General features: G+C 61.8%; 19 protein-coding genes. 11 read left to right on the forward strand and 8 right to left on the reverse strand.

Annotated elements, in window-relative coordinates; all coding sequences use genetic code 11:
• Nucleotides 1–8: 8 nt before the first annotated feature.
• The 11 genes from bioB (at nt 9) to M1D99_RS02975 (ending at nt 13,199) form a co-directional block, all read left to right on the forward strand.
• Nucleotides 9–1,064: a biotin synthase BioB gene (bioB, locus tag M1D99_RS02925; RefSeq protein WP_458131360.1), complete on the forward strand. Its 1,056-nt coding sequence runs from the start codon at nt 9–11 to the stop codon at nt 1,062–1,064.
• 151 nt (nt 1,065–1,215) lie between these two features.
• Nucleotides 1,216–2,394: an 8-amino-7-oxononanoate synthase gene (gene bioF, locus M1D99_RS02930; protein WP_186729614.1), complete on the forward strand. Its 1,179-nt coding sequence runs from the start codon at nt 1,216–1,218 to the stop codon at nt 2,392–2,394.
• Nucleotides 2,387–3,118 (forward strand): alpha/beta fold hydrolase, encoded by a 732-nt coding sequence (locus M1D99_RS02935; RefSeq protein ID WP_434573924.1) that lies wholly within the window; start codon nt 2,387–2,389, stop codon nt 3,116–3,118. Before bioF ends, M1D99_RS02935 begins: the two co-directional genes overlap by 8 nt.
• Complete coding sequence (gene bioC / locus M1D99_RS02940; RefSeq protein ID WP_186706938.1) at nt 3,111–3,923, forward strand: malonyl-ACP O-methyltransferase BioC; 813 nt, start codon at nt 3,111–3,113, stop codon at nt 3,921–3,923. The genes M1D99_RS02935 and bioC overlap by 8 nt, the downstream gene beginning before the upstream one ends.
• Nucleotides 3,920–4,600 carry a dethiobiotin synthase gene (bioD, locus tag M1D99_RS02945; RefSeq protein ID WP_186706939.1) on the forward strand — a complete coding sequence of 227 codons (681 nt, stop codon included), beginning with the start codon at nt 3,920–3,922 and terminating at the stop codon, nt 4,598–4,600. The genes bioC and bioD overlap by 4 nt, the downstream gene beginning before the upstream one ends.
• A gap of 121 nt (nt 4,601–4,721) precedes the next feature.
• Entirely contained in the window at nt 4,722–5,018 is a 297-nt protein-coding gene (locus M1D99_RS02950; RefSeq protein ID WP_434573927.1) for a pyrroloquinoline quinone biosynthesis protein PqqE, read from the forward strand.
• A gap of 276 nt (nt 5,019–5,294) precedes the next feature.
• On the forward strand, nt 5,295–7,100 hold the full coding sequence (locus M1D99_RS02955; RefSeq protein ID WP_053125979.1) for a phenylacyl-CoA dehydrogenase: 1,806 nt from the start codon (nt 5,295–5,297) through the stop codon (nt 7,098–7,100).
• A gap of 366 nt (nt 7,101–7,466) precedes the next feature.
• On the forward strand, nt 7,467–8,756 hold the full coding sequence (locus M1D99_RS02960) for a GGDEF domain-containing protein (RefSeq protein ID WP_434573929.1): 1,290 nt from the start codon (nt 7,467–7,469) through the stop codon (nt 8,754–8,756).
• Nucleotides 8,757–8,847: 91 nt separating this feature from the next.
• Nucleotides 8,848–10,644 carry an acyl-CoA dehydrogenase C-terminal domain-containing protein gene (locus tag M1D99_RS02965; protein WP_458131361.1) on the forward strand — a complete coding sequence of 599 codons (1,797 nt, stop codon included), beginning with the start codon at nt 8,848–8,850 and terminating at the stop codon, nt 10,642–10,644.
• Between the two features lie 271 nt (nt 10,645–10,915).
• Nucleotides 10,916–12,694 carry an acyl-CoA dehydrogenase C-terminal domain-containing protein gene (locus tag M1D99_RS02970; RefSeq protein ID WP_458131362.1) on the forward strand — a complete coding sequence of 593 codons (1,779 nt, stop codon included), beginning with the start codon at nt 10,916–10,918 and terminating at the stop codon, nt 12,692–12,694.
• A gap of 346 nt (nt 12,695–13,040) precedes the next feature.
• On the forward strand, nt 13,041–13,199 hold the full coding sequence (locus tag M1D99_RS02975) for a YqaE/Pmp3 family membrane protein (protein WP_003177654.1): 159 nt from the start codon (nt 13,041–13,043) through the stop codon (nt 13,197–13,199).
• Nucleotides 13,200–13,327: 128 nt separating this feature from the next.
• Here M1D99_RS02975 and M1D99_RS02980 read toward each other — a convergent pair whose 3' ends face one another.
• The 8 genes from M1D99_RS02980 to M1D99_RS03015 all read right to left on the reverse strand — a co-directional run bounded on the left by M1D99_RS02980 (nt 13,328) and on the right by M1D99_RS03015 (nt 22,011).
• Nucleotides 13,328–15,157, reverse strand: coding sequence for an alpha/beta hydrolase family protein (locus M1D99_RS02980; RefSeq protein ID WP_458131363.1), 1,830 nt, complete (start codon nt 15,155–15,157; stop codon nt 13,328–13,330).
• On the reverse strand, nt 15,123–16,253 hold the full coding sequence (pqqE, locus tag M1D99_RS02985) for a pyrroloquinoline quinone biosynthesis protein PqqE (protein ID WP_434573937.1): 1,131 nt from the start codon (nt 16,251–16,253) through the stop codon (nt 15,123–15,125). Before pqqE ends, M1D99_RS02980 begins: the two co-directional genes overlap by 35 nt.
• A complete protein-coding gene (gene pqqD, locus M1D99_RS02990) occupies nt 16,246–16,521 on the reverse strand; it encodes a pyrroloquinoline quinone biosynthesis peptide chaperone PqqD (RefSeq protein ID WP_434573939.1) in 276 nt (91 codons plus the stop codon). The genes pqqE and pqqD overlap by 8 nt, the downstream gene beginning before the upstream one ends.
• Nucleotides 16,518–17,270 carry a pyrroloquinoline-quinone synthase PqqC gene (gene pqqC / locus M1D99_RS02995; RefSeq protein WP_186729607.1) on the reverse strand — a complete coding sequence of 251 codons (753 nt, stop codon included), beginning with the start codon at nt 17,268–17,270 and terminating at the stop codon, nt 16,518–16,520. The genes pqqD and pqqC overlap by 4 nt, the downstream gene beginning before the upstream one ends.
• A 214-nt stretch (nt 17,271–17,484) precedes the next feature.
• The gene (gene pqqB, locus M1D99_RS03000) at nt 17,485–18,396 is read right to left on the reverse strand and encodes a pyrroloquinoline quinone biosynthesis protein PqqB (protein WP_434573943.1); all 912 of its coding nucleotides are present in this window, start codon (nt 18,394–18,396) and stop codon (nt 17,485–17,487) included.
• 80 nt (nt 18,397–18,476) lie between these two features.
• The gene (pqqA, locus tag M1D99_RS03005; protein WP_003177660.1) at nt 18,477–18,551 is read right to left on the reverse strand and encodes a pyrroloquinoline quinone precursor peptide PqqA; all 75 of its coding nucleotides are present in this window, start codon (nt 18,549–18,551) and stop codon (nt 18,477–18,479) included.
• Nucleotides 18,552–18,721: 170 nt separating this feature from the next.
• Nucleotides 18,722–21,154, reverse strand: a complete 2,433-nt coding sequence (gene pqqF, locus M1D99_RS03010; protein ID WP_434573945.1) for a pyrroloquinoline quinone biosynthesis protein PqqF — start codon at nt 21,152–21,154, stop codon at nt 18,722–18,724.
• Nucleotides 21,155–21,216: 62 nt separating this feature from the next.
• A complete protein-coding gene (locus M1D99_RS03015; RefSeq protein ID WP_411385795.1) occupies nt 21,217–22,011 on the reverse strand; it encodes a carbon-nitrogen hydrolase family protein in 795 nt (264 codons plus the stop codon).
• Between the last annotated feature and the right edge of the window lie 9 nt (nt 22,012–22,020).

Consider the following 22,020-nt stretch of genomic DNA (forward strand, 5'->3'; position numbering starts at 1 on the left):
AAATGCCCATGAGCGCCAGCACCACTGCCAACCTGCGTCATGACTGGTCTTTGGCCGAAGTCAAAGCACTCTTTGTCCAGCCATTCAATGACCTGTTGTTCCAGGCGCAGACCGTGCACCGCGCGCACTTCGACGCCAATCGCGTCCAGGTTTCCACGTTGCTGTCGATCAAGACCGGCGCTTGCCCGGAAGATTGCAAATATTGTCCGCAGTCCGGTCACTACAACACCGGGCTGGATAAAGAGAAATTGCTCGAAGTGCAGAAGGTCCTCGAAGAGGCTGCACGGGCCAAGGCCATCGGTTCGACCCGCTTCTGCATGGGCGCGGCGTGGAAGCACCCGTCGGTCAAGGACATGCCGTATGTGTTGGAAATGGTCAAGGGCGTGAAGGCCATGGGCCTGGAAACCTGCATGACCCTGGGCCGCCTCGACCAGGAGCAGACCGAAGCACTGGCCCAGGCTGGCCTGGACTACTACAACCATAACCTCGACACCTCGCCGGAGTTCTACGGCAGCATCATCACCACCCGCACCTACAGTGAGCGCCTGCAAACCCTGGCCTACGTGCGTGATTCGGGAATGAAGATCTGCTCCGGCGGGATCCTGGGCATGGGCGAGTCCCTGGATGACCGCGCCAATCTGCTGATCCAGCTGGCGAACCTGCCGGAGCACCCGGAATCGGTGCCGATCAACATGCTGGTCAAGGTCGCCGGCACGCCGCTGGAGAATGCCGAAGACATCGATCCGTTCGATTTCATCCGCATGCTCGCCGTGGCGCGGATCATTATGCCCCAGTCCCACGTACGTCTTTCCGCCGGTCGCGAAGCGATGAACGAGCAAATGCAGGCCCTGGCATTTTTTGCTGGCGCCAACTCGATTTTCTACGGCGACAAGCTGTTGACCACCGCCAACCCGCAGGCCGACAAGGACATGCAGTTGTTCGCACGCCTGGGCATCCAACCCGAAGCCCGCGAAGAACATGCTGACGAAGTGCACCAGGCGGCCATTGAACAGGCGTTGGTGGAGCAGAAGAGCAGCGAGCAGTTCTATAACGCCGCCCTCTGAGCTAACACGACACCAAGTGTGGGAGCGGGCTTGCTCGCGAAAGCGGTGCGTCAGGCAAAGTAATGTTGTCAGACACACCGCTTTCGCGAGCAAGCCCGCTCCCACAGGGGATCTACTTCAGCCCTTTAAATAGCGTTCACCCGAGGCCTGCATGCCCTTCGATCTCGCCGCACGCCTGGCTGCCCGTCGTGCCGACAATCTCTATCGCCAGCGCCCGCTGCTCGAAAGCCCCCAGGGCCCGGAGGTGGTGGTGGACGGCCAGCCCCTGCTGGCGTTCTGCAACAACGATTACCTGGGCCTGGCCAACCATCCGCAAGTGATCGAGGCCTGGCGCGCGGGGGCGGCCCGTTGGGGCGTCGGCGGTGGCGCTTCCCATCTGGTGATCGGCCACAGCGGCCCGCATCACGCCCTGGAAGAAGCCTTGGCCGACCTGACGGGGCGTCCGCGAGCGTTGCTGTTCACCACCGGTTACATGGCCAACCTCGGCGCAGTCACCGCGCTGGTGGGGCAGGGCGACACGGTGCTGGAAGACCGCCTCAACCACGCTTCGTTGCTCGACGCCGGGCTTCTGTCCGGTGCGCGTTTCAACCGATACCTGCACAACGATGCCCGGAGCCTGGCCCAACGCTTGGAAAAAGCAGTGGGCAACACCCTGGTGGTCACCGACGGTGTTTTCAGCATGGATGGCGATGTGGCCGATTTGCCGGCGCTCGCCCGTGAAGCCAAGGCCAAGGGCGCCTGGCTGATGGTCGACGATGCCCACGGTTTCGGTACGTTGGGCGTTTCCGGCGGCGGTGTCGTCGAACATTTCGGCATGAGCCGGGAGGACGTGCCGGTGTTGGTCGGCACGTTGGGCAAGGCGTTTGGCACGGCCGGTGCCTTTGTGGCGGGCAGTGAAGAACTGATCGAAAGCCTGATCCAGTTCGCGCGACCCTACATCTACACCACGAGCCAGCCGCCGGCTTTGGCCTGCGCCACCCTCAAGAGCCTCGAACTGCTGCGCAGCGAACATTGGCGTCGCGAACACTTGCAGGTGCTGATCCGCCAGTTCCGCCAGGGCGCCGAGCAGATCGGCCTGCAATTGATGGACAGCTTCACGCCGATCCAACCGATCCTGATCGGCGATGCGGGGCGGGCCATGCGCATGTCGCAGATGCTGCGTGAGCGCGGGCTGATGGTGACGGCGATCCGTCCACCCACCGTGCCGGCCGGCAGCGCTCGCTTGCGTGTAACCCTGACCGCCGCCCACAGCGAGGCCCAGGTGCAGCTTTTGTTGAATGCACTGGCCGAGTGTTTTGCCCTGTTGGGGCCGGAGCCAAGCCATGCGTGATCGACTGATATTGCTGCCCGGCTGGGGCTTGGGCGTTTCACCTCTGGAGCCGCTGGCGGCGGCCTTGCAAGGGTTCGATGAACACCTGCGGGTGGAAATCGAACCGTTGCCGGCATTGCTGTCGAGCGATCCCGATGAATGGCTCGAAGAGTTGGACGCCACCGTGCCCCAGGACGCCTGGCTCGGCGGCTGGTCCCTGGGCGGCATGCTGGCCTCGGCGCTGGCGGCGCGTCGGGGTGAGCGCTGCTGTGGCTTGTTGACCTTGGCCAGCAATCCGTCCTTTGTCGCCCATGAACAATGGCCGAGCGCGATGGACGGCCAGACCTTCGATGGCTTTCTCGCCGGCTGTGCGGCCGACCCACGCCAGACTCTCAAGCGTTTCAGCTTGCTGTGTGCCCAGGGCTGCAGCGATCCGCGCGGCTTGTCGCGGTTGCTGTTGGCCGGGGCGCCGAACACTTCGTTCGAAGTGCTGATGGCCGGGCTCGAACTGCTGGCGCAGTTAGACACTCGCACTGCATTGCAAAGCTTTCGCGGCCCGCAACTGCATTTGTTTGCCGGGCTCGACGCCTTGGTGCCGGCTGAGGCTGCGGGTGATTTGCTGGCCTTGTTGCCGGATGTTGAAATCGGCCTGATCGAACAGGCCGGCCACGGATTTCTTCTGGAAGACCCCCATGGTGTGGCGGGGGCGATCCAGGCTTTTTTGCATGAGTCCGGTGATGACTGATTTGTCTCTTCCCCTTTTGCCTGGTGCCTTGCCCGACAAACGCCAGGTGGCGGCTTCGTTTTCCCGGGCGGCGAGCAGCTATGACAGCGTGGCCGAGCTGCAGCGCGACGTCGGCCAGCAATTGCTCGACCGCTTGCCGCCTTCGTTCATGCCGCAACGTTGGCTGGACCTGGGTTGTGGCACCGGCTATTTCACCCGCGCCCTGGGCGCGCGTTTCGGCGCGAGCACAGGGCTGGCGCTGGATATCGCCGAAGGTATGCTCAACCATGCTCGACCCCAAGGTGGCGCCGCGCATTTTATCGCTGGTGACGCCGAGCGGCTGCCTTTGCAGGCGGCGAGCTGCGACCTGGTGTTCTCCAGCCTGGCGGTGCAGTGGTGCGAGGATTTTGCCGCGGTGCTGAGTGAGGCGTATCGGGTGTTGAAACCGGGCGGAGTGTTGGCCTTCACCAGCCTCTGCGTAGGTACGTTGTACGAATTGCGCGACAGTTGGCGTCAGGTGGATGGCTTGGTGCACGTCAACCGTTTCCGTGGATTCGAGACGTATCAACAGCTTTGCGCGGCCAGCGGGTTGAACGTTGTCAGTCTTGAAAACCGCCCCCATGTTTTGCATTACCCCGATGTACGTAGCCTGACCCACGAATTGAAAGCATTGGGTGCCCATAATCTGAACCCTGGTCGGCCCGGCGGCTTGACGGGCAGGGCGCGGATCCTCGCGCTGGTTGAAGCTTATGAGCAGTTTCGTCAGGCACAGGGGCTACCCGCGACTTACCAAGTGGTCTACGCCGTTTTGGAGAAACCGCTATGAGCCAGGCTTATTTCATCACCGGCACCGATACCGATGTCGGCAAGACCACCGTCGCGGCGGGCCTGCTGCACGCGGCGCGGCAGGCTGGCATGAGCACGGCTGCCGGAAAACCCGTGGCCTCCGGCTGCGCCGTGACGCCCAAGGGCCTGCGCAACGCCGATGCCTTGGCCTTGCTGGCGGAATGCTCGATACCGTTGACTTATGCACAGGTCAACCCGGTGGCGTTCGAGCCGGCAATTGCGCCGCACTTGGCCGCCCGGGAGGCCGGTGTTGCGTTGACGGTGCAGTCGCTGTTGGGGCCGATGCGCGAAGTGCTGGCGCTGGACGCCGACTTCACGTTGATCGAAGGCGCGGGCGGTTGGCGCGTGCCGCTGGCCGGCCAGGATAATCTGTCCGACCTGGCGATAGCGCTGGGCTTGCCGGTGATCCTGGTGGTGGGTGTGCGCCTGGGTTGTATCAGCCACGCCTTGTTGACCGCCGAGGCGATCGCCCGTGATGGCTTGCCGCTTGCCGGTTGGGTCGCGAACATCATCGACCCGGCCACCTCGCGCCTGGAGGAAAACCTGGCAACCTTGGCCGAGCGACTTCCGGCGCCTTGCCTGGGCAGGGTGGCGCGGATCCAGAGCGTGACGGCTGAAGCCGTGGCCGAACACTTGCAATTGGATCTGCTGGACTGACACACCCCAGCAAGGTTTTGCCTATGGCAAGGCACTGTGCCATTAGTGTTTTTGTCGGGCCTTTTCCCTGGCCTTCTGATTCAATGGCCACTGTCGACCCTTCAAGAAGACGAACTCTGCCATGGAAATCTCAGGAAGCACCGCGTTCTACGCCGGTCTGAGCACGATTCAGACAGGGCAGAACCGCGTCGATCAGGCCGCCAGCCAGATCGCCAACAATACGATCGAGCGATCGGTCACCAGCCAGTCGTCCGAAGTCCAGGTGGATCGCTTGCGGTCAGTGGATCGCAGCCAGCAGTCGGACTTGGTCAGCAACATGGTCGAAATGGCCCAGGGCAAGTCCCAGGTGCAACTGGGTGTGAGCGTAGCCAAGGCATCCGACGAAATGCTCGGTACGTTGATCGATACCTTTGCCTGATCCCGTTCCTCCAGATTTACGAAAACGCCGCGATTATTCGCGGCGTTCTTGTCTCTAACGTCTTATTGCTCAACTAATCTTTTCCTACGCGCATCGCGGATTCTTCATTGCGATGGATTTCCCGTGTCCGACATTTTCTTCGGCTGATGACGAACGGCAAAAGATCGGCGCTTGACAAGATTTGGGCGTAAACGTATGTTTCAAACAACTGTTTGACCGCTACAACAAATCCACGCGGTCGTTCATTCCCGGTTACATCAGCAGAGGTTTATCGCTATGCCTGACTACAAGGCCCCCTTGCGTGATATTCGCTTCGTTCGTGACGAACTGCTTGGCTACGAAGCGCATTATCAGAGCCTTCCGGCTTGCCAGGACGCAACTCCGGACATGGTTGACGCCATTCTCGAAGAAGGCGCCAAGTTTTGTGAGCAGGTGCTGGCTCCGCTGAACCGCGTGGGTGACATCGAAGGTTGCACCTGGAGCGAGTCCGGCGTGAAAACCCCGACCGGTTTCAAGGAAGCCTACAAGCAATTCGTCGAAGGCGGCTGGCCAAGCCTGGCCCATGACGTCGAGCATGGTGGTCAAGGCCTGCCGGAATCCCTGGGCCTGGCGGTCAGCGAGATGGTCGGTGAAGCCAACTGGTCGTGGGGCATGTACCCGGGCCTGTCCCATGGCGCGATGAACACGATTTCCGAACACGGTACGCCCGAACAGCAAGAGGCCTACCTGACCAAACTGGTGTCCGGCGAATGGACCGGCACCATGTGCCTGACCGAACCGCACTGCGGCACCGACCTGGGCATGTTGCGCACCAAGGCCGAGCCTCAGGCCGACGGTTCCTACAAGGTTTCCGGTACGAAGATTTTCATCTCGGCCGGCGAACACGACATGGCCGACAACATCGTCCACATCGTGCTGGCACGCCTGCCCGATGCACCGGCCGGCACCAAGGGCATTTCCCTGTTCATCGTTCCCAAGTTCCTGCCTAACGCCGATGGCACCATTGGCCAGCGCAACGCGGTGAGCTGTGGTTCCCTTGAACACAAGATGGGCATCCACGGCAACGCCACCTGCGTGATGAACTTCGACGCCGCCACTGGTTTCCTGATCGGCCCGGCGAACAAAGGCCTGAACTGCATGTTCACCTTCATGAACACCGCGCGTCTGGGCACTGCGCTGCAAGGCCTGGCCCACGCCGAGATCGGCTTCCAGGGCGGCCTGAAATATGCCCGTGACCGCCTGCAAATGCGTTCCTTGACCGGCCCGAAAGCGCCCGACAAGGCCGCCGACCCGATCATTGTGCACCCTGACGTGCGTCGCATGTTGCTGACCATGAAAGCCTTCGCCGAAGGTAACCGGGCGATGGTCTACTTCACCGCCAAGCAGGTCGACATCGTCAAATACGGCGTGGATGAAGAAGAGAAGAAAAAAGCCGATGCGTTGCTGGCGTTCATGACCCCGATCGCCAAGGCCTTCATGACCGAAGTCGGCTTCGAATCGGCCAACCACGGCGTGCAGATCTATGGCGGCCACGGTTTCATCGCCGAGTGGGGCATGGAGCAGAACGTTCGCGACAGCCGCATCTCGATGCTGTACGAAGGTACCACCGGCATCCAGGCCTTGGACCTGCTGGGTCGTAAAGTGCTGATGACCCAGGGCGAGGCACTCAAGGGCTTCACCAAGATCGTCCACAAGTTCTGCCAGGGCAACGAAGGCAACGAAGCGGTCAAGGAGTTCGTAGAACCCCTGGCTGCGCTGAACAAGGAATGGGGCGAGCTGACCATGAAGGTCGGTATGGCAGCCATGAAGGATCGCGAAGAAGTGGGCGCGGCCTCGGTGGACTACCTGATGTACTCCGGTTACGCCTGCCTGGCTTATTTCTGGGCTGACATGGCACGCCTGGCGGCGGAAAAACTCGCCGCCGGCACCACCGAAGAAGCCTTCTATACCGCCAAGCTGCAGACCGCGCGCTTCTACTTCCAGCGCATCCTGCCGCGTACCCGTACCCATGTGGCAACCATGCTGTCGGGCGCCAACAACCTGATGGACATGAAAGAAGAAGACTTCGCGCTGGGCTACTAAGCCTTAGGCGGTTCTTCCAAAAGCCGCTGCTTCTTCGGGAGCAGCGGCTTTTTTGTGTCTGCCATAACGCCAGTCAAGGCAAATTCGTGGCGAGGGAGCTTGCTCCCGCTGGGCTGCGAAGCGGCCCCCAAACCTGCCAAATGCGGAATATCAGACACACCGCACCCGCCGGTTTACGACTGCTTCGCAGCCGAGCGGGAGCAAGCTCCCTCGCCACGGGAAGGGCGCGGTGATCCTGAAACAATATTCATCCAACCCAACCCTAAGAAATCCTCCCGCTCTGCCGTTACAGCGATGGCAGTGTGACATCGGTTACACAGCGCAGGCACAATGCCATCCTTGATCAGCCGGGTCGGAGCTTTACCCTTGCCGCGTTCTTCCGCTGTACGCCTGAGCCATTTCCTACCGTCGTTGCTGTTGTTGGTGGCGGGGCTTGCGGCTGCCTACGTCAAGGATCTCAACGTTTTCTTCACCTCGTTGTTCAACGTTCTGCCGACGCTGGTGTTGTTGCTGGGCGGGGCGTATTGCTCCGTCTACCGACGTCAACGTGAATTGTTTCTGATGGTCACGGTGTACATCGCCTACTTCCTGCTGGATACCCAGACCGATTTCTACCGCGACAACGGCAAGGTGCGTGAAGACGCGGCGGTGGTGTTCCATCTCGTCTGCCTGTTGCTGCCGCTGTTGTTCGGGCTGTTCGCGGCGTGGCAGGAGCGCACCCATTTGTTCCAGGACATGGTGGCGCGGTTTGCGGTGTTGCTGGTTTTCGGCAGCGTGGCGCTGGCGTTGGAGCAGAGCTTCCCACAGGCGTTGTTGTTGTGGCTGTCGGAGATCCGCTGGCCCGCGTTGCACGGCGCCTGGATGAGCCTGATTCAATTGTCCTACCCGATGTTCGCCGCCGCGTTCCTGCTGCTGGCCTGGCAATACTGGCGTAACCCCCGGCCGTTGCACGCGGCGCAGTTGGTGGGACTGCTTGGGTTGTTCTGGATGCTGCCGAAAACCTTCATCCTGCCATTCACCTTGAACATCATGTGCAGCCAGGTGATGTTGATGATCGCCGCGGCGGTCGCCCACGAGGCGTATCAAATGGCCTTCCGTGACGAGCTCACCGGCCTGCCGGGGCGTCGTGCATTGAATGAACGCATGCAGCGCCTGGGGCGTAACTATGTGTTGGCAATGAGCGACGTGGACCATTTCAAGAAATTCAACGACACCCACGGCCACGACGTGGGCGACCAAGTGCTACGCCTGGTCGCCAGCAAACTGTCGAAGATCGGCGGTGGCGGTAGGGCGTATCGCTACGGCGGCGAGGAATTCGCCCTGGTGTTCGCAGGCAAGACCATCGACGAATGCATGCCCCATCTGGAAGTTATTCGCCAGTCCATCGAGACGTACGCTATCCAACTGCGTAATCCCGACAGCCGTCCCCAGGACGATCAGCAAGGCCGTCAGCGGCGTTCCGGCGCCGGTGCGTCCAGCGTATCGGTGACCGTCAGCATCGGCGTGGCCGAGCGCATCGAGCAGCGTACGCCCGAAGAGGTGCTCAAATCGGCGGACCAGGCGCTCTATAACGCCAAGGGCGCGGGGCGAAACTGCGTGATCGCCTATGGGCAGAATCGCCGCGGCGCAGTGCGCATGGAAGCCGCCGCGGGTTGAGTGATGATGGCGCATTCAGCGTCTGGACTGTGATTGTGGGCCTGGGTGGCCGGCAGTAGGTTGGAACGATCTGCTACCGGAGAAAACCACCATGCCCGAGTACAAAGCCCCCCTGCGCGACATGCGCTTCTTGATCGACCACGTCTTCGATTTCCATGGCCGCTATGCCGAACTGGGTGCCAGCGATGCCAGCCCGGACATGGTCAGCGCCATTATCGAGGAGGGCGCTCGGTTCTGTGAGAACGTGCTGGCGCCCCTCAATCGCCCGGGTGACGAAGAGGGCTGCCATTTCGACAATGGCGTGGTGACTACGCCTACAGGCTTCAGGCAAGCCTTCGCACAGTACGTGGAAGGCGGCTGGCATGGCCTGGCGGCGGACCCTGCTTACGGTGGCCAGGGCTTGCCCAGTTCCCTGGGGTTGGTCATCAGCGAAATGATCGGATCGAGCAACACCTCTTGGGGCATGTATCCCGGCCTGACCCACGGCGCCATGTCGGCCATCCACGCCCACGGCACCGAGGAACAGAAGCAGACCTATCTCAGCAAACTCACCGCCGGCCAGTGGACCGGCACCATGTGCCTGACTGAAGCCCACTGTGGCACCGACCTCGGCATTATCAAGACCCGCGCGGTGCCCCAGGCGGACGGCAGCTACGCGGTGTCCGGCAGCAAGATCTTCATCAGCGCCGGCGAGCACGACATGAGCGACAACATCATTCATCTGGTGCTCGCCAAGCTGCCCGATGCTCCGGCCGGGACCAAGGGCATCTCGCTATTCATCGTGCCAAAGTTCCTGCCGGACGCCACGGGTGAGGCCGGGAAGCGCAACGGCGTTTCCTGCGGATCGATCGAGCACAAAATGGGCATCAAGGCCTCGGCTACCTGCGTGCTGAATTTCGACGGGGCCAAGGGTTTCCTGATCGGCGAGGCGAATAAAGGCCTTAATTGCATGTTCACCATGATGAACCACGCCCGCCTCGGCACCGGCATGCAGGGCCTTTGCCTGGGGGAGGCGAGCTTCCAGGGGGCGATCAAATACGCCAACGACCGTTTGCAAATGCGCGCGCTGACCGGCCCCAAGGCGCCGGAAAAAGTCGCCGACCCGATCATCGTCCATCCCGATGTGCGCAGGATGTTGCTGACCATGAAGGCCTTCAACGAAGGCAACCGGGCGCTGACCTATTTCACCGCGCAACTGCTCGACACCGCGCACCTGAGCCCGGACGAAACCGCTCGCCAGGAGGCCGAGGACCTGCTGGCGTTCCTCACCCCGATCTGCAAGGCCTTCATGACCGACACCGGGCTGGAGGTGACCAACCACGGCATGCAGGTTTTTGGCGGACACGGTTTTATCCGCGAGTGGGGCATGGAGCAGCTTGTGCGCGATTGTCGGATCGCGCCGATCTACGAAGGCACCAATGGCATCCAGGCCTTGGACCTGCTGGGGCGCAAGGTGTTGGGCAGCCAGGGCAAGTTACTGCGTGGCTTCACTAAAATTGTCCATAAATTCTGCACAGCCAATGCCGGGCATCCGCAGCTCAACGCCTATATTGCGCAATTGGACGGGCTCAACCGGGAATGGGGCGAACTGACCACCCAGGTTGGCATGGCTGCCATGAAGAACCCGGATGAAGTGGGCGCCGCCTCAGTGGACTACCTGATGTACAGCGGCTACATCATCCTGGCCTACCTGTGGTTGCGCATGGCCCTGGTGGCCCAGTCGCAACTCGACGGTGGCACTGGAGACAGCGATTTTTGCCAGGGCAAACTGGCGACGTGCGAGTTTTACTTCAAGCGCCTGTTGCCGCGCACGACCGCCCATCGGGCCGCCATCGAGGCGGGGAGTGATTGCCTGATGCAATTGCCTGCGGAGTTGTTTGCACTCTGATGGGCTGAAACATTTCTCTGTGGCGAGGGAGCTTGCTCCCGCTGGGCTGCGCAGCAGACCCTCTTTGTGAGCGCTACGCACTGGAGCGCCAGCCCGGTCAAGCGGGAGCAAGCTCCCTCGCCACGATAAATTACTCGAACTTCTGTGATGACTAAAAATAACAAAACGGTCATGTGTTGACCCTATGTGTCGCAAAAGTTGTTGAGGTACACTCAGGTCACTGCGAAAACCGTCTTTTACGAACAATTGTTTAGATCCTGCGAGGTTTGCCATGGCTGACTACAAAGCGCCCCTGCGCGATATGCGCTTCGTCCTCAATGAAGTGTTCGAGGTCGCGAAACTCTGGGCCCAATTGCCGGTGCTGGCCGACACCGTGGACGCTGAAACGGTCGAAGCGATCCTGGAAGAAGCCGGCAAAGTCACCAGCAAAAGCATCGCGCCTCTCAGTCGCTCCGCTGACGAAGAAGGCTGCCACTGGGCGGACGGCGCCGTCACCACGCCGGCAGGTTTCCCACAGGCCTACAAGACGTATGCTGAAGGCGGTTGGGTCGGTGTCGGCGGTGACCCGGTGTACGGCGGCATGGGCATGCCCAAGGCCGTTTCGGCCCAGGTCGAGGAAATGGTCAACTCCGCGAGCCTGTCCTTCGGCCTGTACCCGATGCTGACCGCCGGCGCTTGCCTGTCGATCAATGCCCATGCCAGCGAAGAGCTGAAGGCGACGTACCTGCCGAACATGTACGCCGGCGTCTGGGCCGGCTCCATGTGCCTGACCGAGCCCCATGCAGGCACGGACCTGGGGATCATCCGCACCAAGGCCGAGCCCCAGGCCGACGGTTCCTACAAGGTCAGTGGCACGAAGATTTTCATCACCGGTGGCGAGCACGACCTCACCGAGAACATCATTCACCTGGTACTGGCGAAGCTCCCGGACGCGCCGGCAGGCCCCAAGGGCATTTCGCTGTTCCTGGTGCCCAAGTTCATGGTCAATGCCGACGGCAGCCTGGGCGCGCGCAACGCGGCCAACTGCGGCTCGATCGAACACAAGATGGGCATCCAGGCGTCCGCCACCTGCGTGATGAACTTCGATGAAGCCGTGGGCTATCTGGTGGGCGAGCCGAACAAAGGCCTGGCGGCGATGTTCACCATGATGAACTACGAGCGCCTCGGGGTTGGCATCCAGGGCTTGGCCACCGGTGAGCGCTCCTACCAGAACGCCGTCGAATACGCCCGCGACCGCCTGCAAAGCCGCTCGCCCACCGGTGCGCAGAACAAGGACAAGGTCGCTGATCCGATCATCGTCCATCCCGACGTGCGCCGGATGCTGTTGACCATGAAAGCCTCGAACGAGGGTGGCCGGGCGTTTTCCACCTACGTGGCGATGCAACTGGACACGGCCAAGTTCAGCGAAGACCCGGTCACCCGCAAGCGCGCCGAAGACTTGGTGGCGTTGCTGACTCCGGTGGCCAAGGCGTTCCTGACCGACCTGGGCCTGGAAACCACCGTCCATGGTCAACAAATATTCGGCGGCCATGGCTACATCCGCGAATGGGGCCAGGAACAACTGGTGCGTGACGTGCGCATCACCCAGATCTACGAAGGCACCAACGGTATCCAGGCGCTGGACCTGGTGGGGCGCAAGATCGTCGGCAGCGGCGGTGCGTTCTATCGCCTGTTCGCCGATGAGATTCGCCATTTCACCGCCACTGCGAGCGGCGACTTGGAAGAGTTCATCAAGCCGTTGAACGGCGCGGTCGACACGCTGGATGAGTTGACCGACTGGCTGCTGGACCGGGCGAAGAGCAACCCGAACGAAATTGGCGCAGCGTCGGTGGAATATCTCCAGGCGTTCGGCTACACCGCGTATGCCTACATGTGGGCGCTGATGGCCCGGGCTGCCTCGGGCAAGGAAAACCAGGATGATTTCTACGCGAGCAAACTCGGAACGGCACGGTTCTATTTCGCTCGCCTGTTGCCGCGTATCCACTCTTTGAGCGCTTCGGTAAAGGCGGGCAGCGAGTCGCTGTTCCTGCTGGAAGCCAGCCAGTTCTGAAACGATGACGTTGTGTAAGCATTTGCTTACACGACGTGCCGGCGTTTTCCCTCTATCGGCCAATTGGATCCAGGACTAACCTAGCTTCCATGGACGTAGCGCAGGACGCGCAAAAGTAACAACACGGACACGTAGGATTCTGCCAGGACGGCGGAGTGAAATGGATGTCAGGGAAACAGTCTGCAAAGCCCCGCTTCGGCGGGGTTTTCTTTTGCCTGCGTTTTTTATTCTTGCAGGCGTCTAACCCTTGGGGCTGCTTCAGCATGCGTCCCACTGAACCCTGACGAGCGGTCTGGGGTCAATGAGCTATATGGCAATTTGGCCATCGTTGATCAGGGAGTCATCCATGGATTTCATTCGCATTATTATCGCCATCCTGCTGCCGCCACTGGGAGTGTTCCTGCAAGTCGGTTTTGGCGGGGCGTTCTGGCTGAATATCCTGCTGACGCTGCTGGGTTACATTCCTGGCATCGTGCACGCGGTGTACATCATCGCCAAGCGCTGAAGTTTCTGTTGTTGGATCTGTGGCGAGGGAGCTTGCTCCCGCTGGGTCGCGCAGCGGCCCCAAGCTTTTGCGATTGCTGCGCAATCGAGCGGGAGCAAGCTCCCTCGCCACAAGTGGTGTTCCACTGCCTACAGATCGCTATCCATCACCTTGCGATAGAACAACCACTCATGCTCCAGGGCATGGGCCTGGTTCTTCGCCTTGCGAAAACCGTGGCGTTCATCTGGATAGTAGTGGGCCTCGACCGCCACGCCGTTGGCCTGTAAAGCGCTGACCATGTCGCGGGTTTGCTGCGGTACCACCACGGCGTCCAACTCACCTTGGAAAAAGATCACCGGCACGCGGATGTTCTCGGCGTGCAACAGCGGAGTGCGGGCGCGATAGCGTTCGACGTCCTGTTGCGGGTCGCCGATCAGCCAGTCCAGGTAATCACCTTCGAACTTGTGCGTGGCCCGGCCGAGGGCGACAGGATCGCTCACGCCATAGAGGCTGGCACCGGCGCGGAATACATCTTGGAACGCCAAGGCGCAGAGGGTCGTGTAGCCACCGGCACTGCCACCACGAATGAACGCGTGACGGCTGTCAATCAGGCCTTGTTCATCCAGATAGGCGACCACCGCGCAGGCGTCCTCGACATCCACCACGCCCCAATTCAAATGCAGCGCCTGCCGATAGGCCCGGCCATAACCGCTGCTGCCGCGGTAATTGAGATCGGCAACGGCAAAGCCGCGCTGTGTCCAATACTGAATACGCGGATCGAACAGGGGATAACAGGCCGAGGTAGGACCGCCGTGAATGAACACCACCAAGGGCGGCTTCGCTTGTGCATTCATGGCCGGGTAAAAGAACCCGTGGGCTTCACCTGACCCGGATGGATAGCGCAGGGTTCGCGGACGACTGATCTGTTCGATGGACAATGGCGTGACGCCGCCGGCCAGCACCACTCCTTCATGACGCTGCCGCTCGATGGCAATGACTGCCGATGGATGAGTCGGCGAGGCGGCAATGGCGTAGATGAACCGCTCATCCAGCGCCAGGCTGCGAAAGCGGCTGTAGGTGTCGGTGAAGTCCTCGTTGGCATCGTCACGGCGACACAGGCCCAGGCGTCCGAAACCTGCTTCGGTCCAACTCGCCAGGTAGGTGTGTTCGTCCAGCGGCAGCCAGGTACAGCCACCCAGTTGCCACGGCGCTGGGGCATGATCGGCTGCGGCGGCGGGCAGGGGTTCTAAGCCCTGGGCCGATTCCATCCAGGGCTGCCAGTAACCGCCGCGATCAGTCAGGCAATAAAGGCGACTGGCCGCGTCGAAGCGCGGTTGCTGGATGGATTCTTCCTCACCGTTGCCGGCCACACAGCGCGGCTCACTCCAGCCCGAAGCAGTGCGCTCGGCCAACATCAACCGCGTCGCTGTCCAGGGCTGATGCGGACGGCTCCATTCAATCCAGGCGAGCCGCTGGCCGTCCGGGCTCAGGGTAGGCGAAGCGTAGAAATCGGCGCCTTCGGCCAACAGATGCCGTTGATGATCCGCCAACCCGATCGACACCAGGCGATGCTGGTTGGCCTGTTCTTCCACCGCCAACACCTGGCCGTCGGCGAAGCCAAGGTCCCCATAGCGGCACTCACCGAAGGTCAGCGCCACGGGCTGTTCGTCACTCAGCGATTGATGGTACAGCTGTTGGTCGGCCTCGTTGACGAACAGCACGCCATCATGGCTCAGGCAGAACGACCCGCCGCCGTATTCATAGACCCGACTGCGGGCGCTGAATCCGTCCGGCGTCAGGCAGCGGGCCTCGGCGTCTTGCCAATGCCAGATCCGGCAGGCGCCGTCCGCGGGGCGGTATTCATTCCAGAACAAGCCCAAGGGCCCGACTTGCAGTTCGGCGAAGTCGGTGCCGGCGGCAACGGCCTGGGCGGCGCTGAAAGGCTCAGCCTTTAGCGATGAGGCGCGAGTTTCGTTCATTGCGAAAGGCCAACTGTTCAATGGTTTGTGTGGCGTGCTCGGCATCTTCACGCGCTTTAAGGATCACCCCGTGATGTTCGGACTTGCTGCACACCGGGTCGGCGTTGCTGGCATCGCCCGTGAGCATGAACGCCTGGCAGCGGCAGCCGCCAAAGTCCTTTTCCTTCTCATCGCACGAGCGACACGGTTCGGGCATCCAGTCATAACCGCGGAAGCGGTTGAAGCCGAACGAGTCGTACCAAATGTGCTGCATGCTGTGGTCGCGCACATTCGGGAACTGCACCGGCATCTGCCGGGCGCCGTGACACGGCAATGCCGTGCCGTCCGGCGTGACGGTCAGGAAAATGCTGCCCCAGCCGTTCATGCAACCCTTGGGGCGTTCCTCATAGTAGTCCGGTGTGACAAAGATAAGCTTGCACGGGTTGCCTTCGGCTTCCAGCTTGGCGCGGTATTCATTGGTGATGCGCTCGGCCCGCACCAGTTGCTCCCGGGTGGGCAGCAGGCCGACGCGGTTGAGCTGCGCCCAGCCATAGAACTGGCAGGTGGCGAGCTCGACGAAGTCAGCTTCGAGGGCGATGCACAGCTCGATGATGCGGTCTATCTTGTCGATGTTGTGCCGATGGGTCACGAAGTTCAGCACCATCGGATAACCGTGGGCTTTCACCGCGCGGGCCATTTCCAGTTTTTGCGCGAAGGCTTTCTTCGAGCCGGCCAGGAGGTTGTTCACCTGCTCGTCGCTGGCCTGGAAACTGATCTGGATGTGATCCAGACCGGCTTTCTTGAAGTCGCTGATCTTCTGTTCGGTCAAGCCGATGCCGGAGGTAATCAGGTTGGTGTAGAAACCCAGCCTGCGCGCCTCGCCAATCAGCTCCGCCAAGTCCTGGCGCACCAGCGGCTCCCCACCGGAAAAACCCAACTGCGCGGCGCCCATCTCCCGGGCTTCGCGAAACACCTTGAACCACTGCTCGGTGCTCAGTTCCTTGCCTTGCTCGGCGAAGTCCAGCGGGTTGGAGCAGTATGGGCATTGCAGCGGGCAGCGATAGGTCAGCTCGGCCAGCAGCCACAGCGGCAGGCCGACGGCGGGCTTCTCAGGCAAGGGTGATCCAGTGCTCTGCACGGGCGACCTCCATGAATTGCTCGATGTCGTCACCGAGCTCTGGCACACCGGGAAATTGTTTATCCAGCTCAGCGATGATCGCCGCCACATCGCGTTCACCATCGATCAGGCCGCCGATCAGCGCCGCGCTGTCGTTCAGCTTGATCATGCCTTCAGGATAGAGCAGCACGTGGCCTTTCTGGGCCGGTTCGTACTGGAAGCGATAGCCGGGGCGCCAGCGCGGGGTTTGGCTGCGGTCGAAGCTCATAAGGTAATTCCTTTGTGCCAGACCCGTTGGTCGGTCACGGTGTGATAGGGCGGGCGGTTCAATTCGTAGGCCATGGTCATGGCGTCGAGCATGCTCCAGAGGATGTCCAGTTTGAACTGGAGAATCTCCAGCATGCGTTCTTGCCCTGCGCGGGTGGTGTAGTGCTGCAAGGTGATCGCCAGGCCATGCTCCACATCACGCCGGGCCTGGCCCAGGCGAGTGCGGAAATATTCGTAGCCGGTCGGGTCGATCCACGGGTAATGCTGCGGCCAGCTGTCCAGGCGCGACTGGTGGATCTGCGGGGCGAACAGTTCAGTCAACGAACTGCTGGCGGCTTCCTGCCAACTGGCCCGGCGGGCGAAGTTGACGTAGGCGTCCACCGCGAAGCGCACGCCCGGCAGCACCAATTCCTGGGAGCGCAGTTGATCGGGGTCCAGCCCCACCGCCTGGCCCAACCGCAGCCAGGCTTCAATGCCGCCGTCTTCGCCGGGCGCGCCGTCATGGTCGAGCAGGCGCTGGATCCACTCGCGGCGGATCTCCCGGTCCGGGCAGTTGGCCAGGATCGCGGCATCCTTGAGCGGGATATTCACCTGGTAATAAAAGCGATTCGCGACCCAACCCTGGATCTGCTCGCGAGTGGCACGGCCTTCATACATCGCCACGTGATAGGGGTGATGGATGTGGTAATACGCGCCTTTGGCACGCAGGGCGGCTTCGAACTCGGCGGGGGACAGGGGGGTGTCAGTCATTTCGGTTCTCCGGGGAATAACCGCTGGCGGTTGGGGTGCCTGTTCTGGCCTTTTCGCGAGCAAGCCCGCTCCCACATTGGTTTTGCGGTGCATGAAATATCAAGTTTTACTCGGTCTCTGTGGGAGCGGGCTTGCTCGCGAATGCGTCCTGTCAGCCAGCAATAATGTTGGCTGACACAACTGCAACCCCACGTCCACCATCGTCCCACCCTTTCTACAACTCAATACTCATTCCGTCGTAAGCCACTTCAATCTTTCGACGTACAAGCTCAGCCCGCTCGGGCGAGTCTTCGTCGAGGATCGGGTTGGTGTTGTTGATATGGATAAGGACCTTGCGCTGCTCGGGCAGTTGCTCCAGCACTTCCAGCATGCCGCCGGGGCCGTTTTGAGCCAGGTGGCCCATTTCCCGACCGGTGCGGGTGCCGACGCCACGGCGTTGCATTTCATCGTCGTCCCACATCGTGCCGTCCACCAGCAGGCAGTCGCTGCCGGCCATGATCTCCAGCAACGACTCGTCGACCTTGCCCAGCCCCGGCGCATAGAACAGCTTGCCGCCGGTGCGCAGGTCTTCGACGATCAGTCCGATGTTGTCGCCCGGGTGCGGGTCGAAGCGATGGGGCGAATAGGGCGGCGCTGCGCTGCGCAGGGGCAGCGGGGTAAAGCGCAGGTTCGGGCAGGCGGCGATGGTGAAGCTCTGGTCGAGTTCGATACGGTTCCAGCTCAACCCGCCGTTCCAGTGGGTGAGCATGTTGAACAGCGGGAAGCCGGTGCTCAAGTCTTCATGGACCATGTCGGTGCACCAGACTTGATGCGGGCAACCTTCACGCAGGCTGAGCAGGCCGGTGGTGTGGTCGATCTGGCTGTCCATCAGGATGATCGCGCCAATGCCCGTGTCGCGCAGGGCCCGGCCCGGCTGCATCGGGGCAAACGCCTGGAGCTGGGCGCGAATGTCCGGGGAGGCGTTGCACAGCACCCAGTTCACCCCGTCATCGGACAGGGCGATGGACGACTGGGTACGCGCCTGGGCCCGCAAGTTGCCGTTGCGAAAACCTGCGCAATTGGCGCAGTTGCAGTTCCACTGGGGGAAACCGCCACCGGCGGCGGAACCTAGAATCTGGACGAACATGGCTGCTCCATCTGCAAACCGAAATAAAAACGCCTCGGCTGGCCGAGGCGTAGTGCTGCGTGCTTGAGCGCCTGCAGCAATCAGCGGCTGGCGAAGTACATGGTGACTTCGAAACCGATACGCAGGTCGATATATGCGGGTTTGGACCAGGACATGGGAATACTCCTTTGGTTGGGGGAATCAGGTTCGATGGAACGATGGAAACCTATACATATAGTCCACCTCCGTTCGGAGATGTTCAGATGCTTAGGCGGCTATGTTACTAAATCTGACAAATTCGTTCGCCGCGATTCTCAAAGAAAGCTCATTACAGCGGCTGCAATGATCATTGCGCCGCTTGCCAACGCTCTGTCGGGCAGGCGCCATTGCTCAGGCAATACCATCCCCCATCAGCATCGACCAAACCCTGGGCGGCGGCTCGTAGTTGTGGGCGATCCAGTTGCAGGATGGCATCGGCCAGTCGCTCAAGATAATCCGACGGGCGGCCAGCCAACTTGCCCTGCCAGAGCAGTTCGGCGGCCTGGGCGCGGGGCAGGGCATCCATTTGGAGTTGAGCGGCGAGCGCCTGTTGCTGATCGGTCAGGGACGCATCATCGAGCTGCTGGATCAGCGCCGGGATCCCGGCCAGGAATGTCTCGATGTGGGCGATCAGTTGCGCCGCCGAGACGCTGGGAGACTGGACGCCGAACAGCAACCCGGTTTGCCCATCGACCTGCTTCAAGCCGCTGAACACGGCATAACCCAACTGCAGCTCCACCCGCAGGCGCTGATAGAACGGTGTCTGGCACAGCTGCGCCAGCAACCGCCAGGCGGCCTCGTCGGCCAGCGCCAGCGTGGCGGTCGGGCAAAACAGCAACACGGCCGCTTCTTCACCGTGGGTCTGGAGCGTATGCCAGATGCGTTGTCCGCGCGGCGCCATCGCCAAGCTGATGTCCTCGCTGGCGATGCCTGGCACCCGGGCCAGCACCGGGCCCAGCGCGCCTTGAGTGGCGGTCGACAGACCGATGGACAGTCCATCCCAGCGGGCCGTTGTCCACACGCTTTGGTCGCTGTCGGGCATGGGCAACGCTGGCGATTGCCGGCAATGATTCGGCAGCGCTTTGAGCAGGTGTCGAATGGGTATCGGTGTGGGCTCGTGGGCGGCCTGAGCCATGGGCAGCGGCTGTGAAAGCTTCGCCAGGACGTGTTCGAGCACCAGCGGCATCGGGGCCTGCAAGCCGACCAGTTTCAGCAGCCATTGATTCCCTGAAGGTTCGAAACTGACGTCCACGCCGGCCTGGCGAGCATCCTCACGCACCTCCTCCAGATGCCGGTCGAGCCGGGATTGAAGATCCAGCGGTGGCTGAGTCGTCAGTTGCCAGCGCAGGTACACCGCGCCTTCACGACCGTTGTCGGGCAGCGCCTGGCTGAACTGCATGGGCGAGCGTTCCCGCCGGCCTCGGGAGCGGTCCTGGGCGAAGGTGCGCAAGCCACGGTGGGCGCTGGTCTGGCCGCGTATCAGCCCGGCGCGAGGCGCTTCGCTTGGCGTTTGCAGGAACGGGTTGGACGCGGGCAGTTGCCATTGTCCCGTGACGTTATCGACAGGGTGCAGTTGCTTGAGGATTTCCCTGAGTCTCACGAGGTCGTGTGCCCACAGCGGCCCGTCACGACCTTCACAATCCCAGCGGGCCAACTGCAACGCCGACCCTGTTTCCTGCCGACGCTGCAACAGCGCGGTGAACTCCTCGCGCAACGGCGCCCAGTCATCCTGGGCGGCAAAGAAACCCAACCAGTCGTGCAGCAACGGCTGGATCTGCGCCGCTGTCTGGGCGTTGGCGTGCTTGAATTCGATGTGCAGCAGCGCCTGCCCGGCAAACTCATACAGCGCGGTGGCCTTGAGACTGTCAGCCAAGTGGCGTTGACGCAACAGGGCGAGCAGGCCGCCCGGTTTGCTGGAGTTCAGCCACGTACAGAGAAAGTCCAAGGCTTGGGGCGAGGCGCTGGGCAAATCTTCGAAGGCGAACAGCAGATCAAGGCAACCCTCGCGGGCCTGTTGATAACTCGTCTGGGACGATGCCATCAGCTGTGGCGGTGCCGGCCTGGCAAGCGCTTCGCCGGCAGGTATGTGGCTGTCGAACTGTTCAGCCAGCGCTTTCAAAACGTCGATACTTTGCGGGCCGGCCAGGCTCAGGCTCATCTGGCCGCTCTGGTAGAAGCTGCGGTAGAAGTCATGCAATGCGCATTGGAATTCGGCGTGCTCCACCGCGAGGCTGTCGCGATTACCCGCATGAAAACCCCGCAACGGATGGATCGTCGACAGGCCGTCCTGCAAGGCAATCTGTCGCTGGGCTGCAGCATCCCGGGACCAGGCGATGTACTCGGCGTGTAGCACTTCCCGTTCACGCAACTGATCGGCCTCATCCAGGCGTGGGTGAGCGAGCATGTCCCCCAGCCGTTCCAGTCCGTCGGCGAAGGTGGCGGGTGGCAATTCGAAGAAGAAATCCGTGGTGCGTTCGCTGGTGCGCGCATTGACCTGGCCGCCATGGCGCTGCACGTAGGCCATCAGGTTCTCCCCAGCGGGAAAACGCTCGGTGCCAAGGAAGAACAGATGCTCGAGCAAGTGCGCCAATCCCGGCCAGGCCAGGGGCGCGTCATGGCTGCCAGCCGCGACTCGCAATACTGCAGCGCTGCGCTTGAGGCCTGGGACGTGACGCAATGTCACCCGCAAGCCGTTGGCCAGGGTTTCAGTGTGGGGGCGGAGGGAGTCGGGGGCCGGCATGAGCGCTTCCAGAACAAAGATGCGCTCATGCTAGCGGATTAGGCCGCGTTCTCAATCCTCAATCAGTGTTTGTGCAGGTCGTCGTAAAGCTCGGGGCGGCGATCATGCAGGTAGTTGTAGGCCGCTCGGGAATCGTCCATCAGTTGTCGATCCAGCTCTGCGACGATCAACGCCTCGTCCAACCCCGCAAGCGCCGGTCGGCTGCCATTCGGTGCGGCGATGCTGCTTTGGCCGCAATACAGCAGTTCACCTTCGTGGCCGCAGTAGTTGGCGTAGGCCACGAAACACTGGTTTTCGATGGCGCGGGCACGGACGGTGATGTCCGCGATGAACTCGTAGGGTTGCATATTGGCGGTCGGCACCAGGATCAGCTCGGCGCCGGCCAGGGCCAGGCGGCGGGCGTTCTCCGGGAACTCCAGGTCGTAGCAGATCAGCAGGCCGAGCTTCCAGCCGTTGAGCTCGACGATAGGCAGCGCTGAGTCGCCGGCGCTGAACATGGCGTGATCGAGGTCACCGAACAGGTGGCTCTTGCGGTAGTTGGCCAGGCGCTCGCCCTGAGCGTCGATCAACTGCACGGCGTTGTAGATCTGCCCGTCTTCGCTGCGTTCGGGGTAGCCATAGACGATCGCCAGGCCGGCCGCCTTGGCAATGCGGCCGATCTGTTGCGCCCACTCGCCGTTGTAGACCTCGGCCAATACATTCACCGCGTCGACGCCGATGTTGTAGCCGGTCATGAACATCTCCGGCAGCACCAGCACATCGGCGCCCCTGGCCTCCAGCGCCACCTGGTGCAGGCGTTGCAGGTTGCCGGCTGGATCCAGTGGCAGCGGTGGGCATTGGTAGAGGGCTACACGCATCAAAAACTC

This window comes from Pseudomonas sp. R3-41 (assembly GCF_054161485.1).